Origin of the sequence: Methanoregula sp., assembly GCF_028712425.1 — an archaeon.
Lineage (GTDB): Archaea > Halobacteriota > Methanomicrobia > Methanomicrobiales > Methanospirillaceae > Methanoregula.
In genome coordinates, this window is record NZ_JAQTQD010000004.1 from 109,158 (window position 1) to 129,158 (window position 20,001).

Annotated in this window: 21 protein-coding genes, 1 tRNA gene and 1 pseudogene; 11 read left to right on the top strand and 12 right to left on the bottom strand. The window is 55.2% G+C overall.

Going from position 1 to position 20,001, the window contains the following annotated elements; translation table 11 throughout:
- Positions 1–3 precede the first annotated feature (3 nt).
- From PHF39_RS03295 to PHF39_RS03305, 3 genes are read left to right on the top strand one after another with little or no spacing between them, the layout of a single operon-like run.
- Positions 4–900: a DUF58 domain-containing protein gene (locus PHF39_RS03295; RefSeq protein ID WP_300220151.1), complete on the top strand. Its 897-nt coding sequence runs from the start codon at positions 4–6 to the stop codon at positions 898–900.
- Positions 884–1,834, top strand: a complete 951-nt coding sequence (locus PHF39_RS03300; RefSeq protein WP_300220154.1) for a VWA domain-containing protein — start codon at positions 884–886, stop codon at positions 1,832–1,834. Before PHF39_RS03295 ends, PHF39_RS03300 begins: the two co-directional genes overlap by 17 nt.
- Positions 1,831–3,384, top strand: coding sequence for a hypothetical protein (locus PHF39_RS03305; protein WP_300220155.1), 1,554 nt, complete (start codon positions 1,831–1,833; stop codon positions 3,382–3,384). The genes PHF39_RS03300 and PHF39_RS03305 overlap by 4 nt, the downstream gene beginning before the upstream one ends.
- A 49-nt stretch (positions 3,385–3,433) precedes the next feature.
- On the opposite strand, the gene PHF39_RS03310 is transcribed toward PHF39_RS03305, so the two are convergent.
- From PHF39_RS03310 to PHF39_RS03320, 3 genes are all read right to left on the bottom strand, one after another.
- Positions 3,434–4,264: a DUF169 domain-containing protein gene (locus PHF39_RS03310; protein ID WP_300220157.1), complete on the bottom strand. Its 831-nt coding sequence runs from the start codon at positions 4,262–4,264 to the stop codon at positions 3,434–3,436.
- A 122-nt stretch (positions 4,265–4,386) separates the two neighbouring features.
- Positions 4,387–4,689, bottom strand: a complete 303-nt coding sequence (locus PHF39_RS03315) for a hypothetical protein (RefSeq protein ID WP_300220159.1) — start codon at positions 4,687–4,689, stop codon at positions 4,387–4,389.
- Between the two features lie 102 nt (positions 4,690–4,791).
- Positions 4,792–6,918: a PAS domain S-box protein gene (locus tag PHF39_RS03320; RefSeq protein WP_300220161.1), complete on the bottom strand. Its 2,127-nt coding sequence runs from the start codon at positions 6,916–6,918 to the stop codon at positions 4,792–4,794.
- A 272-nt stretch (positions 6,919–7,190) separates the two neighbouring features.
- Here PHF39_RS03320 and PHF39_RS03325 point away from each other — a divergent pair, with 272 nt between their 5' ends.
- The 4 genes from PHF39_RS03325 (at position 7,191) to PHF39_RS03340 (ending at position 10,226) form a co-directional block, all read left to right on the top strand.
- The gene (locus tag PHF39_RS03325; RefSeq protein ID WP_300220163.1) at positions 7,191–7,403 is read left to right on the top strand and encodes a hypothetical protein; all 213 of its coding nucleotides are present in this window, start codon (positions 7,191–7,193) and stop codon (positions 7,401–7,403) included.
- Positions 7,404–7,586: 183 nt separating this feature from the next.
- Complete coding sequence (locus PHF39_RS03330) at positions 7,587–8,189, top strand: acetate uptake transporter (RefSeq protein ID WP_300220165.1); 603 nt, start codon at positions 7,587–7,589, stop codon at positions 8,187–8,189.
- Positions 8,190–8,194: 5 nt separating this feature from the next.
- Positions 8,195–9,673 (top strand): methyl-accepting chemotaxis protein, encoded by a 1,479-nt coding sequence (locus tag PHF39_RS03335; RefSeq protein ID WP_300220167.1) that lies wholly within the window; start codon positions 8,195–8,197, stop codon positions 9,671–9,673.
- A 19-nt stretch (positions 9,674–9,692) separates the two neighbouring features.
- A complete protein-coding gene (locus PHF39_RS03340) occupies positions 9,693–10,226 on the top strand; it encodes a chemotaxis protein CheW (protein ID WP_300220169.1) in 534 nt (177 codons plus the stop codon).
- 143 nt (positions 10,227–10,369) lie between these two features.
- Here the strand turns inward: PHF39_RS03340 and PHF39_RS03345 are convergent, their stop codons facing one another.
- From PHF39_RS03345 to PHF39_RS03380, 8 genes and pseudogenes are all read right to left on the bottom strand, one after another.
- Positions 10,370–10,924: a flavodoxin family protein gene (locus tag PHF39_RS03345; RefSeq protein ID WP_300220171.1), complete on the bottom strand. Its 555-nt coding sequence runs from the start codon at positions 10,922–10,924 to the stop codon at positions 10,370–10,372.
- Positions 10,925–11,052: 128 nt separating this feature from the next.
- The gene (locus tag PHF39_RS03350) at positions 11,053–11,913 is read right to left on the bottom strand and encodes a MerR family transcriptional regulator (RefSeq protein ID WP_300220173.1); all 861 of its coding nucleotides are present in this window, start codon (positions 11,911–11,913) and stop codon (positions 11,053–11,055) included.
- Positions 11,914–12,099: 186 nt separating this feature from the next.
- Entirely contained in the window at positions 12,100–12,516 is a 417-nt protein-coding gene (locus PHF39_RS03355) for a type II toxin-antitoxin system VapC family toxin (protein WP_300220175.1), read from the bottom strand.
- Positions 12,503–12,739: an AbrB/MazE/SpoVT family DNA-binding domain-containing protein gene (locus tag PHF39_RS03360; RefSeq protein WP_300220177.1), complete on the bottom strand. Its 237-nt coding sequence runs from the start codon at positions 12,737–12,739 to the stop codon at positions 12,503–12,505. Before PHF39_RS03360 ends, PHF39_RS03355 begins: the two co-directional genes overlap by 14 nt.
- Before the next feature lie 115 nt (positions 12,740–12,854).
- Positions 12,855–13,676 carry a type II CAAX endopeptidase family protein gene (locus tag PHF39_RS03365; RefSeq protein ID WP_300220179.1) on the bottom strand — a complete coding sequence of 274 codons (822 nt, stop codon included), beginning with the start codon at positions 13,674–13,676 and terminating at the stop codon, positions 12,855–12,857.
- Positions 13,677–13,746: 70 nt separating this feature from the next.
- Positions 13,747–14,439: a TetR/AcrR family transcriptional regulator gene (locus PHF39_RS03370; RefSeq protein ID WP_300220181.1), complete on the bottom strand. Its 693-nt coding sequence runs from the start codon at positions 14,437–14,439 to the stop codon at positions 13,747–13,749.
- Positions 14,440–14,446: 7 nt separating this feature from the next.
- Positions 14,447–15,250: an EFR1 family ferrodoxin gene (locus PHF39_RS03375; protein ID WP_300220183.1), complete on the bottom strand. Its 804-nt coding sequence runs from the start codon at positions 15,248–15,250 to the stop codon at positions 14,447–14,449.
- A gap of 271 nt (positions 15,251–15,521) precedes the next feature.
- Positions 15,522–15,782 (bottom strand): annotated as a pseudogene (locus tag PHF39_RS03380) (pyridoxamine 5'-phosphate oxidase family protein); the annotation flags it as partial.
- A gap of 405 nt (positions 15,783–16,187) precedes the next feature.
- Here PHF39_RS03380 and PHF39_RS03385 point away from each other — a divergent pair.
- From PHF39_RS03385 to PHF39_RS03400, 4 genes are all read left to right on the top strand, one after another.
- On the top strand, positions 16,188–16,607 hold the full coding sequence (locus tag PHF39_RS03385) for a hypothetical protein (RefSeq protein ID WP_300220185.1): 420 nt from the start codon (positions 16,188–16,190) through the stop codon (positions 16,605–16,607).
- A gap of 1,012 nt (positions 16,608–17,619) precedes the next feature.
- Positions 17,620–18,288 (top strand): DUF6198 family protein, encoded by a 669-nt coding sequence (locus PHF39_RS03390; protein ID WP_300220187.1) that lies wholly within the window; start codon positions 17,620–17,622, stop codon positions 18,286–18,288.
- Between the two features lie 124 nt (positions 18,289–18,412).
- The gene (locus tag PHF39_RS03395) at positions 18,413–19,288 is read left to right on the top strand and encodes a universal stress protein (RefSeq protein WP_300220188.1); all 876 of its coding nucleotides are present in this window, start codon (positions 18,413–18,415) and stop codon (positions 19,286–19,288) included.
- A 122-nt stretch (positions 19,289–19,410) separates the two neighbouring features.
- Complete coding sequence (locus PHF39_RS03400; protein WP_300220190.1) at positions 19,411–19,668, top strand: hypothetical protein; 258 nt, start codon at positions 19,411–19,413, stop codon at positions 19,666–19,668.
- A 57-nt stretch (positions 19,669–19,725) separates the two neighbouring features.
- Here PHF39_RS03400 and PHF39_RS03405 read toward each other — a convergent pair.
- Positions 19,726–19,797 (bottom strand) — tRNA-Gly (locus tag PHF39_RS03405).
- Positions 19,798–20,001 lie beyond the last annotated feature (204 nt).

Below are 20,001 nucleotides of genomic sequence, written 5' to 3' on the forward strand. Positions count from 1 at the left end.
CGCATGGAAGACCGCAGCGAACTGATCCGCCAGATCCGGAAGATCGAGCTCTCGACCGGTATCTTGGTCGAAGGTCTCCAGTCCGGGCTCCACCACTCGGTCTTCCGCGGGCAGGGAATAGAGTTCGCCGAGATCCGGGAGTACGTTCCTGGCGACGACATCCGCTCGATTGACTGGAAAGTGACCGCCCGCTACAACCACCCGTTTGTCAAGGAGTACATCGAGGAGCGCGACCAGACCTTCTACTTCATGGCCGACATCTCCGACTCGGGGTCGTTCGGCTCGGAGACCACCAAGCAGAAGAAGATCCTCGAGCTCGTGGCAAGTCTCGGGTTTGCTGCGCTCAAAAACAACGACCGGGTCGGCCTCCTGCTCTTCTCGGACCGGGTGGAGAAGTTCATCCCTGCCCACCGGGGCAGGAAGCACCTTGTCGGGATCCTCAACACGATGATCAACCACAAGCCGGTCTCGGACCGGACCGACCTCGGGGTTGCCGCCCGCTTCCTCGCAAAGGTTCTCTCCCGGAGGAGTTCGGTCATCATCCTCTCGGACTTCATCTCGCCTGATTTCATGCGGCCCCTCCGGATCCTGCGCCAGCGCCACGAAGTGATCGCGCTCCGGGTCCGGGACGAACGCGAGCGCGAGCTGCCGGACGTGGGACTCATCGAGCTCGAGGACCCCGAGACCGGCGAGCAGGTGCTTGTCGACACCTCGGACGAGGAGTTCCGGGAGCGGTACCGGGAACTGGTTTGTGAGGCCGAGACAACCCTGCACCACGACCTGGCGCGGCACCGCATCCACGACCTTGCGATCTCGACGGACGAGCCGTATGAAATCCCACTGAAACGGTTCTTTTCCGGTATAGCGGGAAGGAGGGACCATTATGCCGGGATTCTATGATCCGGTCTGGCTGCTGGGCCTCTTTGCGATCCCGGTCCTTGCCGCCATGTATTTCTGGATTATGCGGCAGAAAAAGACCGAGGCGATCCGGTTCTCCCGGCTCGCGTTCGTGAAATCGGCGCTGGGGGATGCGAAGAAATCGAGGCGGACCCACGTCCTCTTTGCAATCGCCATTGCTGCGATTGCCCTGCTCTTCATCGGCCTTGCCGACCCCCACATCCCGCTCGAACAGACACGGGAAGGGGTGAACGTTGTCCTTGCCATCGACGACTCCGGGAGCATGCAGGCAACGGACTACCAGCCGTCCCGTATTGAGGCAGCCAAGAGCGCCGCAGACACGCTCCTGAAAAACCTCGATTCCAAGGACTATGCGGGTGTAGTCATCTTCGAATCCGGTGCATCGACTGTCGCCTACTTAAGCCCGGACAAGGACCGGGTCCGCGAGAAACTTGCCGCGGTCTCCGCACGGTCCGGGCAGACCGCGATCGGCGACGGCCTTGCACTCGCGATCGACATGGCCAAATCCATCCCCAACCGGAAGAGCGTTGTCATCCTCCTCTCGGACGGGGTGAACAATGCTGGCGTCATCTCGCCCGATGAGGCCGTGACATTCGCAAAGTCTGCCGGCATCCCGGTATACACGGTCGGCATGGGCTCCTCGGAGCCCGTGGTGCTCGGCTACGACTGGTTCGGCAATCCCCAGTATGCCCAGCTGGATGAGACAACGCTCCAGTCCATTGCCACGCAGACCGGCGGGAAGTACTTCAAGTCCGTCGACGGCCAGACCTTAAAGGAAATCTATGGCAGCATGAACCAGCAGATCATCCGCGAGAAAGAGGAGACAAGTATCAAGAATGTCTTCATCTTCGGCGCTCTCATCCTCCTCGTCCTCGAACTCTGGCTGCGCTATGGAAGGGGGCGGGTCATCCAATGAAGTATCCCGTCCTTGTCCTCCTGCTCGCGGTTGCGGCGGCCCTCATCCTCCCGGTCGTAGCCGCGGAGATCACCTTCTCGGCAGACAGCAGCGAATATTTCTTCCCTCTCGGCGCAACGGCAACCGTACCCATCACGGTGACGAGCACCTACGACCATGACATTGACGGGACCATCCAGTTCACGACAACCGAGCAGCTCCAGAACAGCGGCACCGTGATGTACAGCACCAAGAACCGCGTGTATTCCGACACGATCTCGCCGGGCACCGCCCAGATCGGGCTCGATGGGGGAACGTCAAATGTTGAGAAGAGCCTCAAGGTGCAGATCGTGTACGATTACACGGATACCTCACCGGTCCAGGTAACAATGCCGGAGATCGTCATTCATTTCGTTTCGCAGGTCCCGCAGCAGTCCGGCGCACAGGCCCCGGTCGCCAGCACGAGCGGCCCGGGCACCGGCAATGTTCCTTCGGGAAGCTCGGTCCAGATCGTCCAGCAGTCGGTCTCTGTCCAGCAGCAGGCCGGCCGTGACGGTACGCTCCAGCAGGCACTCTCAAACGGCCAGCAGGCAGAGAATACGAATGCCCTGAAAGAACAGCTGCAGCGGGAAGCGCAGAAAACGCAGCAGGACAAGGCCTCGTTTGAGGAAGCCCTGGGTAACGACCCCCTGCTTTCCTCGGTCAACGAGAGCCTTGCGGCTGACGGTTTCACCCGGCAGTCCCTCTCATCGAACCCGTCCTCCGGCAGTTCCGGTTCGTTCTCCATGGAATACCGGAACGCAGCCGGAGAGAGCGTCTCGGTCGGCGGTTCGATGGAGAACGGAATCGTCCCCTCCATACAGGAACGGTCAAAAGCCCCGGTCAATGTAACAGCGCCGCTTGCATCCAATGCAACGTACAAGGCTATGGCACAACAGCTCCAGGACAAGGGCTACCAGCGGAACAGCACGGCCCTGGACCTCTCATTATCCGGCGCAACAGTAAATCTCACGTTCCAGGACCGGCAGGGGAAGCCGGCGTTTATCAATGCCACGACCAGCAACGGGAACGTGACACAGATCAGCCTTGAGACGGAGAAAGAAGCACCGTTCGATTACCTGCCCATATTGGCATGTGTCGTGATCGGGGCGGTAGCCCTTGTTGCAGCCTGGGTCCTGTACCGAAAGCTCCGCAACCGGCCGTTGCCCGTCCATCTCCCTGTGGCCAACGAGAACCTGTACGAGGAGCCGTTCGATCACCGGAACGCTGCACGCAAGCTGCTGGCGCAGGCAGAGGTAGCGTATGGGGATGGCGATCCGGCAGCTGCATGCGGGTTTGCCGGCCAAGCGCTCCGGCTCCTCCTCGCGTGCGAGAACGGCGTGAGGCGCGAGCTCACGAACGCCGAGCTGGTCGCGTTGCTGCAGTCGAAGGGACGGGACGCCCGGAGCGTTGACGACGTGCTTTCGTGGTGTGCCGATGTGGAGTTCGCGCGGGGTGTGGTGGATGAGGGAGAGTTCTCCCGCATCACCGCGTTTATCCTCGATAGTATTGATCGCACGCAGGCACGTTAAGCCGCAAAAGTACCGGGGCGAACACCCGCCCCCTTTTTTGTCTTTTGCGTTATGTGTCCCGGAGTTCCTTCCAGAGGCTTAGTTCAAGGCAGCTGTCCTTCACGTTCTGCTCCATCTCCTGGTAAAGCGCAAACGGCACCGAGAACGTGAGTACATCCTTGCCGAGCGTGGGACGGACCGCCTTCCGGGCCGAGAGATCGGTGAGACCGACAACTGCCCGCGGAGAATCCGAGTCCCCTTCTGCAAAGGTACAGACACCTATTGCCTGGCAGCCCGCAGCACTGGCGGCAACAAAGACCCCGTTCATGACATTGCCGGTCGAAAAATTCGCAAGCGTTGAGAGCGCTGCGATCTGGTCGGCGTTTGCGACAAAGACGATGCTCTTGATCTTCTCGTTCTCGTCCGCCTGCGTGACCGGCTTCATGACAACATACCGATCCTTCGCATCATAGACGGGAAGGTCCCGTAACCATCTTTTCACGACAGCCGGGTTCTTTAAGAACCGTTCTCCTTCCGCAAGCATCATTTTCTGGCGGTCGTTTGGGCACTGGTCGATGACCGCCCGGTAGGCCGTTTTGTCTGCGGCCCCGGCTAAACCGTTTGAGAGGAACGAGCAGAACCCTTCTTCGCTTCCGGCCGCATGCTTATCGAGCGGCCGCCCGAATCCGAGACCCATACAACCCCCGGCGCAGGTGGTGGTCTCGCGGGAGAAGACTGCCATCTTCCCGTCCTTTGCCACCTTGGCGAAGAACCACATCACGCAGCCCCAGGTCCCTGGCTTGAATTCAAAGGCCTTCTCCGGTTTCTTATCGGTCCATACAATGGCGACCGGGTGCGTCTTTATCCCGGCCGCCCGGGCGATCTCACTTGGGGGTACCATGGCAGGGTCCTCAATGACGGGCAGAGCATCCGGGTCTAAAAAGCCGGTGATCAGCCCGTCAGGTAATCGTTGGATGGTCGCGTGTCGATAAATAATTACCGGATGATACCTGGATCGCCCGCTCACTTCCCCGAAGAATCCAGCCGTTCTTCGAGCCGGACAACCGTTGTCTTCATGGATTCAAGGGATGCGTTGATCCGGGCAATCTCCTCCCGGTTCTTTGAGTCCCCGGCCGCCATCCGGTCCACGAGTGATTCTATCCAGAGTTTCAGGTCCCGTACAAGCAGGATTACGACAACCGCGACGAGAACGGTGATGATGATAATCGGTGTGATGACTGCCCAACTGGTGAGCGCCGAAAGAACCGATATCGCACAGAGCACTACACCCAGTAGAACAAGAAAGATGATCCGTTTCAAATCCATGTTTTTCCTCAATCCTCAGGAATTAATTCGTAATCCCTGTTGCCACATGAATCAGACCTCTGCCGCTTGAGTTTCTCCACAGTCCTGCGAGGGCCACGCCGCTCATTTCCTTTCTCTGATATTCCGGACACATACAAGGGCAAGATCTTTGCCGAGATACCTGACCGGGATCGCGTACGTTTCGACGTGGATCTCGCTCCCGTCGAGCCGAATATACACCATGTCATGGGGCGGGGATAACTTCCAGTCGCGAAATAGTGTCTGTGCCCGTTGCCGAATGAATTCATGATAATCGCTGCGGACCCGGTCGAACAGGGAATCCTTATCAAGGTCGTTCTGGGATAATGCCCTAAAGAGACGGATGGCGGCAGGGTTCAGGTGGATGAACTTCCATGCCGATGCAATATAGATCGGAGCCGGGATGGCGTCGATGGTGTTCTGTAGCATCTCATCGTTTTCCACGAGAGCATTTGCCAGCCTTATCCTCTCTGTGATATTACGGGCAAAACAGAAGATGACTTCCGTATGTCCCTGCATCACGCAGACCAGGCCGATATCCATGTTGAGAAGGCGGCCATCCTTGCACCGGTGCCGCGTCTGGAAACAAAGCTGCTTGTTCTTACGCAGGCATTCCAGGGACCGTTCCCAGAGTTCCGGAGTAAATGCAGGATCCAGAGAAGAGAGTTTCATCGTGCAGAGTTCTTCCCGGGAGAAACCGGTTGTCGCACACACGGTGTTATTGACATAGTGGATGTTTGCATTGGTGTCCATCCAGAAAACTTCGTCATATGCATTATCGACAGAAAATTTCAGGAGCCGGAACCTGTCCTCTGACTCCCTGCGTTCTGAAATATCCCGGATAAAAAAGCAGCAGGTCTCGCTATCGTCAAAAAAGAAGAAATTACCCAGGACCTCCACCGGGATCGTCTTATGGTTCCTGTCCTGGATCCGTGCCTCAAAGAGGATAAAGCCGTTCTGCTTTACCGATATCCAGATTTCCTCCCAGGAAACCGGTAACGACGGATTGGTCACGGCTGGCCGTAAAAAGACCGGTACATCACCGGGCCCGACCCCAAGCACACTGAGTGCTGACTTGTTGGATGCGGTGACCGATCCGTGTTCATCAGCCCAGACAATCATCTCGCTGGTATTGTTTATACAGAACTGGGCCTTCTGCAGGTTCTTCTCGCTCTCCTTCCGCCTCTGGATCTCCGCGAGCAGGTACCGGTTGATCCTCAAGAACTCTTCGCTCTTCTCCCTCACCAGCGCCTCGGCATTCTCGTGATAATACTGGAGCTGCTTCTGGATCTCTTTAAGTTCCGTGATATCGGTGCCGTGGGAATGGATTTCTGCAATAACCCCGTCACGGAATATGGCCCGGTGTCTCCACCGGACCCAGCGGAATTCTCCAGTGGGGGCAAGGGTACGGTGTTCGATAACATGTTCAGGATTTTCAGGGCTGATGGAGCGGTACATCTCCCGCGCAGCCTGCTGGTCTTCCACCGAGGCCCGCGGCCAGTATCTTGTCCCGATCAACTGTTCGCAGGGTACCCCAACAAAGCCGGCGAATGCAGGATTTGCGGCGAGGATCGTGCAGTTGGGTAACGATCGTACGATAAATTCCGTCTGTACATTGGTAAGTGCACGATACCGTTCTTCAAGAAGGGCAATTTCATTCCCTGCGGTTTCTGCAAGGGTGATATCCTGTATATGCAGGGCGCTGCCGGTGGTGTAATCAGGGTAAACGACCGGAATGCTCCGAATGGTGTAATGCTCCTTTTTGTCCTCCTTCACGCACGTGAACTTTACCGGCTCCCCGACCGCAGAAAATCCGGTTTTTGCCAGGTCCTCGACCGCGTTCTGTTGGAAGAGGGGAACGGGAAGAGACCGGATCGGATGCCCAGCAATCTCTTCTTTTACACAACCAGCCCATGCGTAAAAACCGGCATTAGCATCAACGGCACACAGGTTCCGGTTAATGCCGATCATATACTCGGGGCACATCTCGGCCAGCAGCTCGAACGGCGCACGTTTTGAGACAACAAAGATCTTTGCCTTGCCAAGGTACCTGAGATCGAGTCTTCCCTGCTGGAAGAGGATTCTTAAGTATTGTGCCGTTGTGTTACGGTTCATACCGAGAGCAGCAGCAATGTCCTTAACCATCATTCCTTCAGGATGGGGAGAGAGTATCCGGAGTATTGATGCGAGGTTGTCCTGGAGATTGTGCATTCGTTCCAAAACCTGGATTTTTTCTGAATAAAACGTGAATGAAAGTATATTATGCAAGGCATTAATGGGATGCCATTGGGTAAGTATATTTTCACCTTTGTTCTTCAAAACTTGAGTAAAAGTGATCGGATGCCATCGACCCGATGGGGGGCAATCCGTTAGCGGACTCATAACGGTCTTACCATTCGGCGTCTTTCTGTTCGGTATCTGTATGGTGGAACGGAACGCTGCCATTGCACATGGTGAGGTCGGCATCATGACTGGTGACTGATATGACGGAACAGAGGAAGCGGGTCTGGGAAAACGAGGCGTTACCAACAGGGCAGGCAAGGCAAAATGCTGCCGAGGCCGGCAGGATCCCTGCCTGGGATCCAAAGACACCCGATGCAAAAAAAACACTGGAAAACTACAAACAGAACCTGGAGCGCCTGTCGAAAGAACTGGACGAGTATTTTTCGATGAGGCGCCTGATGCCCCGGGAGTAAGGGGGGAAAAGGTGTTCACGTACCGTCATGGGAACGGAACCGGAGATTTCCGGCATGCTCCCTGCAGGACATCCTCGTCATCAACGGGACGCCCCCCTCCGGGGCAAACCGTGCCAGTTTTGTATGCCTGGCCAAACCGGCCGACTTGGATTAGACAGATGAAATTTCAGGACAGTGTGATTCATGACATCAGCAGCAACGATTGATGAAGTATTCAAGAACGAGATACGGATATCCGACACGACCGCGAACCCGGGAGCCCTTGGCCTGCTGGCGTTCGGGCTGACAACGATCATCCTGAACCTGCACAATGCCGGGCTTTTCGGCATGGGCTCAGCAGTCTTTGCCATGGGCATATTCTATGGCGGCATCGCACAGGTTATTGCCGGTATCATGGAATGGAAGAAGAACAACACATTCGGCATGACCGCATTCATCTCGTACGGGTTCTTCTGGATCGTGCTGGTATTCATGATGCTGATGCCGGCACTGGGGTGGACCGGTGCGCTGGACAAGGTATCGCTCATCTGCTACCTTGCACTGTGGGGCCTTTTCTCCCTGGTGATGTTTGTCATCACGTTACGGCTCTCGAAAGCGCTCCAGGTTGTCTTTGGCTTGCTGGTCCTGCTTTTTGCGCTGCTGGTCACCGGGAACGCACTGGGCAGTGAGATGATCCTCCATATTGCCGGCATTGAGGGAGTTCTCTGCGGTCTCTCTGCAATGTACACCGGCCTTGGGGAAGTCATGAACGAAGTGTACAAAGACAAGATTGTCAACCTCGGGTGAATACCATGATCGAGTTAAAAGACATGATGGAGATGTTTGAGAAGAATCCTCTTTCACAGGCACTTCTCGACAATGAGTTGCGAATCGTGCTGGAAAACCCGGCATTTGAAAAACTGTCGGGATACAACAAGGACCGCCTCCGTAACATGAAGTTCACGGATTTCAAGGACAAGGGCATGATCAAATACCTTGAGAATTCTGGTGAATCTGTTGTTGAAGCGATCAGCAGGAAAGCGACCACGGTCGGCCAGAGTACCCTTGAGACTCCTGCCGGAGTCCATGTCGTGATACGGACGAACATGCCCATCTTCGATGAGAAGGGAGAGGTCAAGTTCGTTTACGTTACGTACAACGATGTCACGAAGATCGTAAAGACACAGAAATTCATGGCGGCGGATGTTGAAGTCCTGTCTGGGGCGTATGCAAAGATGGCTGCCGGGGACCTCACTGTCCGGGTTGAACTTCAAAAACCTGATGAAGATACCCTGGAGGTTCACAACACCATCATCAAGCTGCGGGATGCTGTCCGCGGCATTGTTGTTTCCCTCGAGAAGAACATCGGCGATGTCAACGGTCAGATGCAGAACCTGACTTCAACGGCAGACAATGCAACGAAGAGCGTCGAGGACGCGTCCAAGAGTGTCAACCAGATCGCAAAGAATGCCGGCATCGTCTCGGAGAACGCCCAGAAGTCGGCGGAGGGCATCGAACAGATGTCCAAGGCAATGCAGGATATGAGCGCCGCAGTCGAGGAGATCACGTCCAGCATGGAGAGCGTATCCTCCCAGGCCAACAATGCAAAGGACTCTGCCCGGACCGGTGCCGTCCTTGCCGAGAATGTCAATAAGGACATGGTGGAGATCACGACATCTACTGGAACGACCTTTGCAGTCATCAAGGACATCGAGAAACAGATGACCGATATCGGCAAGATCATCGTGCTGATCCGCGACCTTGCAAGCCAGACCAACCTTCTCGCGCTCAATGCCGCGATCGAAGCAGCCCGCGCGGGAGAGCACGGCAGGGGCTTTGCCGTTGTCGCATCGGAAGTCAAGTCGCTGGCACAGGAGTCCCGTTCGAGCGCCGAGAAGATCGAGGAGATGATCACGCAGCTCAACATTGCCACCAAGAAGGCAGCCGATGGCATGGAGGGCGCCCAGAACATGGTGAAGAAGGGCGCAGCCGAGGCGCAGCAGGCACTTGAGGCATTCAGGACAATCCAGAAAGCGGCCGAGACCGTTGCCAACAGCGCCTCTGAAGTCGCCGCCGCGACCGAGGAGCAGGCTGCAACCACCGAAGAGATCACGGCAAGCGTCCACGAGGTGGCAAACCTGATCGAACGGACAGCAAAGGAAGCGGGTGATGCTGCTGCAGCTACCGAGGAATCCGCTGCCGCCATTGACGAGATCACAAAGATGATCCAGACCGTTAATGACGTGGCCGTCCAGGCAATGGAAGCAAACAAGAAGTTCAAGGTGGACTAACGCAGGGAGACGGTTGCCCATGTCAGCAAAGGCAAGCGAACCTGTTGCGGTAAGAAAGGGTCCCGCCACGGTAGAGAAAATACCTGATACCATCCAGATCGTGGAGTTCGTGCTCGGCAACGAACACTTTGCCATCGACCTGTTCGATGTTAAGGAAGTCGTGGAGTATACTACGATCACAAAACTCCCCAACGTGGCCCCGTACGTCCGCGGGATCATCGATCTTCGCGGCGAGATCACCATGATCATCGATTTGAAACAGCGTTTAAACATCACCGACGCAAGTGTCCTGCCCGTTGAATCGTCGCGGATCATCGTCCTCGACGAAACAATCTCTTCGTTAAAGACCGGGATACTTGTGGATGACGTGACGTCGGTCTCCACGTTCGAGGGGAGCCAGGTGGATCATACCTCCGCTTCCGTGAACCGGGATGACACCTCTATCCTCGGTATCATCAAGCGGAAGGTACGTGTCCGCGACCGGGAGACCAACGAACTTATTATCTGGATCGATATCAAGCAGCTGCTTGGCGATATCGACGCTTCCCCTTGATCCGGTGTTCCAGTGTGGACCACTGGAACATCTTTTTTTTTTGCGTACCTGTTGTTCCTGCTCTGGAGCCGGTAATCCTGGGAACCGCCCCCCAGAATTCCCCCGATGAGCAAAAAAGAAAAAAATCTCTCCAATTAAGATCCTTATTTCACCAGTGCCCGGCCCAGATCCTTTGCTTTTTGCAACGTCTCCGGGAACTGTGCAATATCTTCCGGCAGGAGGCAGCGGTTCTGGCAGATGAATCCCCCGTCCGAAAAACCGAGGAAGCCGAAGACGAACTTGACGTAATCGTTAACCGGCTTCATGGCCTCGGGCTCCATTCCTCCGCACGTGAGCGCGACCGCCAGCTTCTTTCCTTTCGGGAAATCCGTGGTGAAATCCGACTTGACCAGGGCATAAAGCCGGTCGATGAACGGGTACGCCTGGGCGTTCAGCCGGCCCCAGTAGATCGGGGAGCCCAGCACAACAGCGTCTGCGCCCTCCAGTTTTTCGATAAGCGCCGTCATCTCATCTTCGATAACGCAGCCGTCCTCAGTCTTGCACTTATTGCAGCCGAGACATGGCTGGATGTTCATCATGCAGAGCCGCACGATCTCGGTCTTTGCCCCGGCTTCCTTTGCGCCGGCAAGGATATTCTCGACAAGCGTCTGGCTGTTTGCGCCCCTCCGGGGGCTTGTTACAATTCCGAGGACTTTCATGATCGCTCTAGACTGATGATTTTGCGCGAAGGGTAATAAAAGGAAGAGGGCCGGTGCCACAGGAAACCGCACAACCGGCCTTATAGCGCTGCATGGCCTTCGCGTAATCCGCCGCCGTTTCCGGCAGGTCAGTGCTGCTGCCGCAGGGCATCCATGTCGATGGGGATCTGCAGCTCGGTGAGGAGCTCGCTCTCCGCGACAACGTTCGGGTCCGTGAGGTAGATTTCCCGGCAGGCGCCGTTTCCTACAAAGCCCCTCTCCTCCGCGTATGCCTCGATACGGCTCCAGGCTGCCTGGAGACCGGAGTACGATCCTTTGTGGATGAGGGAGAGGCATTTTCCGCCCGGCAGGGTCCGGACATCCATCTCCGCATCCGTGAGCACAACCCGCCCGGTGATCGGTGCAGCGCACTCCATTGTCGCATCCTTCTCCCGGTACTCGTTGTCGAGATACAGGGTCATGAACGGCCCGGTCACTTTCAGGCCGGTCCTCTGGTTCTCTTCCGAAAAGATCTGGCCGCAGAGTGCCGGCATGAGCCGCGAGATGGTCTCGCCGTACGGGCCGGTCCCTTTCTTTGCAATGATCCGCTGGGGCGGGATTTCCTTGACAAGAGGTTCGTTCAGTGACATATAGATCAACTCTAATGAGGCGTCTTCGTCTGCGAGGATCGCCTCGATCTGTTGTAACCGGCTGACTTCGGACCGGATCTCCTGCCGTCTCCTTGCAAAGAGTGTGCGGATGGTGTCCGTGTCACGCCCCTCTTTTGCCGAAAGGAGATCGCCGATCTCGGCCGGGGAGAACCCGAGCGTGCAGAGCGTCTTGATGGAGACGCCGCGTGCGATCTGGGCGCCCGTGTAATACCGGTAGCCCGTGCAGATGTCCTTTACCTGCGGCACGAGCAGGCCCCGTTCATCGTAAAACCGGAGCGCTTTCTGGCTGAGCCGGGTGATAAGCGAGAACCGGCCGATGGGGATCTGGTCGCCTGCCATTGTTACACTAACCTGTGCGCTGCAAGAGCAAATAGGATGCCGGAGTCTCCTGTGGGGGAGAGTTCCGGAGATGGGGAATCGATCACAGATAATTTCCCGGCAACCGGATGTGTGAATCCTATCGTAATACCCGTCAGTCCGGTGTCAAGGATCGATCAAAAGGAGAGCCAAAAAATGATGAACTGTTTATTCCTGTACGATAGTAACACCGGTCTTCCGGAAGTGCCGGTCGAAGGTATAGATCTCATCGATGCCGAGGCGTTCCATGATGATAAGGGCGAGCGCATCGTTGATGCTGATGGAGTATTTCTTTGAAAGACCGATGCTCTCGCGGTAATCGTCAGCTGAAACCGGCTCGATGGATAGTGTGGATTTTATCAGGAGCGCCGACAGGAAGTCGCAGGCAAACTGTAGCGTGGCAGCATCTTCGAGTACATTGGCCACTTCGCTCAGGTGGACCGTGGTCGTTATGACCGGCTCGCCATCGTTCACCCGCAAAAAGATCTCACGTGCCGCTTTTTTCTTCTGTTGTACCGCATCCGGCAGAGAACCCTTCGGCTTCAGGACTGCGTAGATGAAGACGCTGGCGTCAATGAACCGCATCTTTCCTCAGGCCCTTGCGGAGCTTATGGTAATTGTCAAAGTGCTCCGCTTCGACTTCCACGGCATCCACAAACCGCGAAAGGTCTGCATCCGCAGGCCGGATCTCGAGATGGTCGTCCTCGTCAATGACAACAACCGAACTGGTCCGGAGCCGGGCCCGCCATGCTTTCGGGAGGATGATCCTTCCCTGGGCATCAACCGGTTTGATCTCCACTTTTGGCATAATTCACCAGAAATTAATTGTTTCACCAGATAATAAAACAATTGCCATTTTTTGAATACCCATGGCGCGAATGTATCGTATCCTTGATCATCAGCGAGGAAATATCTCCCGCCTCTCACACCGACCCGGCCCATGGCTCATGGAAGAACCGTTCCCGGTCCGCCACAACAATCCCTGCTGCAACCGCTAGCAGCAGCACCGTGACGATGCACTTGGTGAACTGTTCAGCCGGGATATAACTCATCGCGACATTTGCGGAGAGGTGAAAGAGGAAGCAGGCAACGATGCTCCGGTTGTTCCGGTAGAAGAGCCAGTTGACGATGAAGGAGATCGCAAAGACACTAAGAAAAAAATTTGCCGTGTACAGTCCACTCGACAGCAGGCTGTTGTGGTAGAACCCGGAGATGAAGAAGAGCGGGATATGCCAGACTGCCCAGAGAAGGGCAAACCAGAGGGTTGCGACAAACAGCGTGTACCGGCTCCGCAGGCTGTCCATCCCGTACCCCCGCCATCCCGCCTCTTCAAACGCCGGGGCAAGGAAGAGTCCGACAAGGCCCTGGATGGTCAGAAAAACCGCCCCGAGCCGGATGGTGAACTGGTCCGGTGATTTCCCGAAGAGAAGGGAGATGCCGATCGCGACACACATCACGGCCGGGACCAGGAAGAGAATGACCGGCAGCGTCCGGATGTCGATCCTCTTAAGGCTGAATAACCGGTCCTTGTAATCGCTCCAGAGTGCCGGGCTCTTTGCCCGCCAGAACATAACGAGCGCGGCAACGAGCGGCCCGTTGAGCCCGGCAACCACCAGCAGGCCAGTCAGTTCTCCGGATCCGCCATGGTTGCTGAAGTATGCGGCAGCGAACAGAATTGGCCAGGTGACCGCATACGCGATGAGGAAGAAGAGAGCGGAGTGGTATTTATGCGGGGTGCCGGTCATCGGGATTGCCTGCAGGGGAGTTGTGCAGGCATGGGGATAAGCGGATCGGGCAGTCCTGGTCCCGCATCCCTTATCCTTCCGGCTTTGTCAGGACAAACCCGTAGCGTGCAAAACATTTGACATCGGGGGATTTTCCGTCCGGTGCAATGGCCGGCAGGATGAACCGGAAGAACCGGCTGCAGTACTCTTCGTACCCGAACCCCCCCTCTTCGATCACGAGTTTCCATTTCTCTTCCATGGAGAGGATGCCCATGAAGGAGATCATCAGGTACATGGATGTGAGGAACGGGTCGAGATCGGCCCGGATCGATCCGTCGTCAATGCCCTGCCGGACCGCGTCCCGCAGCACCATGCGGCACGACCCATATCCTTTCCCGATCTCTGCAGTGCACGGATTCTCTTTCGAGAACCGTTCGGATCCGTAGAAGTGGATCATCCGGAGATATTCCGGGTGTTCCTGTGAGAACCGGTAATAGGCCTGGCCCATCAGGACGACTTTGACAATACCCGGTGCGTCCGTTGCCATGCACTCCGCAAATTTCTCCTTCAGGAGTGCAATGCCCCGCAGCACGATGGCAGCGTAGAGCGCCTCCTTGTTCTCGAAATAGAGATAGATTGTCGCCTTGTTCAGCTCGACTTCGCGGGCGATCCCGTCCATCGAGACCTCTTCGTAGTTCTTCGCAAAGAAGAGCCGTTCGGCTGCATCAAGGATCTCCGTCCTCCGCTGCTCCTTCTCCCGCTGCCTCCGTTCGGATATCCCCATGGTCTCCTCATGCAATGAAATATTCCGGTTCCTTTCGTTCGCTATACAAGGTGTGCAGGCGCAGCTGTGCGTCTTTCAGGAGCCCGGGTTTCATGATCCGGGCATGCGACGGGCACTGCCGGATGCAGGCACAGCAGGTGATGCAAAGCTTGGTATCGATTTTCTTTACATCTGACGGATCGACAGCCCCGGCCGGGCAGCGTTCCGCACAGGTCCCGCACTGCGTGCATGCATCGCTGACTTCAATGAAGTCCAGGGTCCAGAGTCGGGAGTCCCCGCGGTACGGGAACTCGCCCGGGATGTCTGCCTCCGCGATCTGCGTGAAGGATGGTGCGGCCTGCAGTTTTTCCCGGATTTTTTTACCGAACGCTTCTGCACGCAGGAGATCGTTTTTGTCCGGACGGCCCTGTGCGGTCGGGACCGCGGCGTCCGAGAACGAGTGCTCACCAATGAAGGCACAGCCCGCGATTGTTTTGCACCCGGATTTCGTTACGATGTTTTTGAGCTCGAGCAGAGCATCCTCGTACGTCCGGTTGCCGTACAGGACAACGCAGACCGTGGGCGTGTTACGGGCAACGATTGCGTTGAGCCAGTTACGGACAATGGCCGGCACCCGGCCCATGTACACGGGTACGCCGATGATGAGCAGGTCGTTTTCTGATGTCCGCAACGGCTGCACTCTCGCTGCCGGTGTTGTAATGTCGATCTCTTCTGTGGTGCCCGAACTTACGCCGCGGGCAATCGCCCGGACAACATTCTGTGTTGTGCCGGTGGGCGAGAAGTATACGAGTTTTGCTGAGGTGATGTTCATGTTCTCTCGTTTCCTGAATGTGCCGGACGGTGCCGGAAATTTTTTTGGATTTGGAAAATTTTTTGAAATTATTGGGCGTTCTGGAAAATTTTTGAAAAATTTTTTCACGCTGAACGTGCCAGGCCGGCTACAGGATCTTTTTCCCGGGCTCCGGGTCCGGCTTGACAAGATACACGCCCGTGATCTTCACGAGCACCGCGGACTTTGGTGAAAACTTCGGAAAACTTTCTTTCATCCAGGCAACATTCTCCCGGAAGATCTCATCGTTTGTGTGGACCGAGACCGTCCCCTTGATCTGGAACCCGCCTTTCTCCCCCCACCACGAAAGGGCGATCTCCGGGTTCTGCTTCAGGTTCGAAAGCGTCTTGTTGAAGTACTGGTCCGAGATGAGCAGCGTCGCGTCATCGCGGACTTTGAACGCCGCGATCGGGACAACATTGGGGGTGCCGGACTTCGACGCCGTTGCGAGGAACGCGAGCTTCGCGGCCTGCAGGGATTGTTTGATCTCTGGTGTCTGGGTGACTATGATGATTCACCAACATATTTTTACCCGCAGTTATATTATAACTATTGGTTAGTTAATAACTGTGGGTTGGAAATGTGGGGAATCATGACTGCAATTCATCGTTACAATAAGGTTTTATCAACGTCGAAGAGCCTTTGGCTCTTCTCCTCGTCGGGGTTTGATAACCCCTCCGATCCGAAAACGGCTATAGACGTGGTCCGGCAGCGTTTGGCAGGATGGATTGGCCTGGAACCCTTACCGGGAAAAAGAGGCTGTTAAAACGTGGCTAATATTTACCTCATCCCTCCGACGTAAAATTTGGGAAAATGAGTGAATTATTCCCTCATTTTGGAGAATTATTCCCTCTGGATTGGTAACTGAAGGGAAACGGAGCCCGTAGAGGGCCCGGATTTGCGCAGGTGTCTATGATAGGTGCAGGCCGGAGCAGAGGTCCGGGAATTCTTCGATGTGGGACTGGCTATAAAGCCAGGAGCAGAAGAAGGATCCGCAGGATCCTTTGACATGGGACTGGCTATAAAGTCAGGAGCAGAAGAAGGATCCGCAGGATCCTTTGACATGGGACTGGCTATAAAGCCAGGAGCAGAAGAAGGATCCGCAGGATCCTTTGACATGGGACTGGCTATAAAGCCAGGAGCAGAAGAAGGATCCGCAGGATCCTTTGACATGGGACTGGCTATAAAGCCAGGAGCAGAAAAAGGATCCGCAGGATCCTTTGACGGAGAAATTCATTCTTCCGTCGGTAAGGTCCTGCCCAAAACCCCCTTCCGGTTCGTTTCGCGTGCTTATGTCCAGAAAAAACAGCGATCCTTTGTACCAGAGCGACTATATTGACATTTTTCCGGGCGCATTACGACCTCTGTCAGGGAATTAGACGATAAATTTCAGCTATTTCAAAAATGGTGTACCGTAATTCGCGAAAAAGTACGATCCTCTAAAAGTCGGTTTTTCAAAATGAGCCCGGATTCGAAAACGGGGCGTTTTACAGGGAGATTGGTTTTGAGCGATTTAGCTCTCGGTTGGGAGGGGGTATTACGATGGAGTGGAGGACTCCCTGAATCAGGCCCCCTCGCGGGGCGTCGAATCCCTGGATACAGGATGGATGCTGGAACGTAATCCTGGTGTTGTATTCGCGAGTCTGGATGTGTATAGGAGTTTAAGTTTTTTCAAATCCGGTTGTGATCGCGTTTGAAAAAATTAAAACGCGATCCGGATCGCACGTGAAAAATTTTTTAACGCAGTCACGATCGCATTTGTTTTTTGAAAAATTTTTCCGGAAATCTGATTGCGTTCCGGGGTGTGCGCCGGAATTTTACCGGAGTTTTCGCGTTTAAAATTTTTACATTGCGGGGGTGATCGCGTTTGAAAAAAATTTTACGAGTGGGGCAGCGTTGAAAATTTTTTGAATGGGATCGTACGCGAATTTGTGAAAAGTTAAATGGGTTTAGTGAGTGTGGTTGATTTCTCCGGAATTGGCATCTGATATCACGAGTCTTACGCGCAAAAGGTCTGCCGACTTTTGCGCTATGCATTTACCTTGATTGTTGCGCTGCAACGAATTGCGATCTTGCCCAGCGAGGCCCCGATGAGGCGGCCGAGCGACTCCAGGCGCAGCGTGGAGGGGGTGGAATCCTCTATTTCGGAATACTTATTCCTGCACGATAGTAATCCCGGTCTTCGTAACGACCGTGTCGGACCCGGCAAACTTGGCCGCAAACGTACCAGCTTTCCGTAACCAATTCTTTATTTAGTTCCTGCCGAAATAGCAACCTGTCTTTCTCTCAGTCGTGCGCGACACAGCATTCACCTCTTCCGTGTATCGACAGGGAACCAGCAAAGGCGTGAAATGGACAAAAAGATCACAGTACCCGGGGAAGTCTCCTTTGTGGCCGGTCTCCTTCTGATCTCATTTGCCATATCTCTCATGGTGATCGCGGGATTCGGCATCTCAACTATCTCGTCGCTTCCTTATGTCCTCAGCTGCATCTTCAACCAGATCTCGTTTGGCATCTGGAACCCGATCTTCCAGATCTGCCTGCTTTGCCTGCTGCTCGCTATCACAAAGAGGTTCAAATCCGGGTACGTGATCTCGGTTGTCCTCTCGGTACTCTTCGGCCTGATCATAAACTTTTTCATGCATGCTGTTGCCGGCCTGCCAACGGAGTACTGGCAACGGCTCCTGTACTTTATTGCCGGTTACCTGTTCATGTGTGTCGCCATTGCCCTGATGGTGGGATCCAAAATTCCGCTGATGATAATCGACACGTTCCTCAATGACCTGACAATACATTTCCATGTTACCTACCGGAGGATCAAGACCCTGTTCGATATTATCTGTGTGGTCCTGTCCGTGATATTGTCCATGGTCTTCCTCGGTCATCTGGAGGGCGTAGGTATAGGCACGGTCATCATGGCATGCATCACCGGCCTTGGCGTGCATGTGGTGAACACCACCCTGAGTAAAGTGATTATCATAAAACCGTGGAGCAGGTGGTTGGGAGAGAGGGTAAAATGACCCGTCGATCCAGGAAGATAATGACGACACAGGACATGACAGAGATGGCAGATATCACGAAAATGTGCGGGGACGTTTCCGTTAAGGTCCCGTTCCCGGATGGAGTGAGCGGGAGCGGACGATCATGATACCGTACAAAAAAATATTGATCCCTACGGACGGGAGCAACGACACCAGGGCCGCCATCACGTTTGCCCTTGGCATGGGAAAGATCACCGGCGCTGAAGTCACGGCGATGTGCGTGAACGATGTCAGCAACTATGCAATATCGTGGGATGCATCCGCTCCGGACATGGATTCGCCTCACTACCAGGCATGCGAGAACGCCGTGAGAACGGTGGCGGATCGGGGTACGCAGATGGGCGTCATCATCAGAACCCTGATAGTCACCGGTATCCCCGTACGGGAAATTATCGATGCCTCCAGAAATTATGACCTTATCGTTATGGGCACCACCGGCCGTGCCGGAGTCTCCCTTATGCTTCTCGGAAGCGTGGCACAGAAGGTCATACGGTTTGCATCCTGCCCGGTACTCGTCATCCGCGGCGATCAACCGGGCGGCCCCGCGTGTCACCGGATCCTGATCCCAACAGACGGGACCTCCATAACCCGGACTGCCATCACGCACGGGCTTGAGATGGCCCGGGCCTTCAATGCCGAAGTAACTGCACTCTCTGTCAGCAGTAGCCGGAGCATACGGATCCCTCTTCGCAGAAATGCCGGACAACTTACCCCTGATGCCGCACGAAAGGCTGTAGATTCTGTGGCCAATATGGGCCGGAGGCTTGGTATTGAGGTAAAACCTACAGTCGTTTTGGGGGCTGTCGCAAACGAGATCATCAGGGCTTCAGCCAATCATGACCTTCTTGTCATGGGGACCAGCGGACGCACCGGCTTTGAGTACCTGCGCCTCGGGAGCGTGGCCGAGAAGACGGTCCGGCATGCCCGCTGTCCCGTGCTCGTTGTGCGGGCACCCGAAACAATGCCCCCGGAGATATAAATGGAGAAAATCCCGGGTGATTGTCACGTCAGGGTTTTAAACTTTTAAGAAAAACGCAATCGCCTTGACCGTCAAGGCAGTATACGCCGACAGGGACTCGAGTTCAGATTTTGGCGTTGGCAATGCCTAGTGATAACCGCATCACTATCGGCGCAGTAACCTCTTTCTGTGCCCCCTCCCCCTCCGGATACAAAAACCCCGCCGCCACCCTTGACATCCACGGCATCACAACCCACGTCAACACCACCACGAGTAACGTAACAAACACAACCTTCTGCACCAAGAACGGCTCGCCATCAAGAAAAGGACCGGTGAGAAGGGAAATAATAATCGAGACCGGCAACGCCGCACACCAGGTTACGACCCCTGCCGGGTTTTGAGGACGGTTCTTGAAAAAAAAGGCTCTCGCTCTTTTTAAAAAAATTCCAAAACCAGAGTGCGCCGACCGGGACTCGAACCCGGGTTTAGGCGTTGGCAACGCCTAGTGATAACCACTACACTATCGGCGCAGTGTGCTCTACAATGTGGGTATTCATCTGATTTAAGTATATCGAACAAAGGGCGGAAGGGATGAAAAGCTGCCCTCAGCGTACCGGGGAATAGTCCAGCTGGATCATGATAACTTCGGCCAGGTTCTTCCTTGCTTCTTCTGGAGTATGACCGCAACTCGCGATATCGAGTTCAGGGCAATATGAAGTGTACATTCCCCCCTC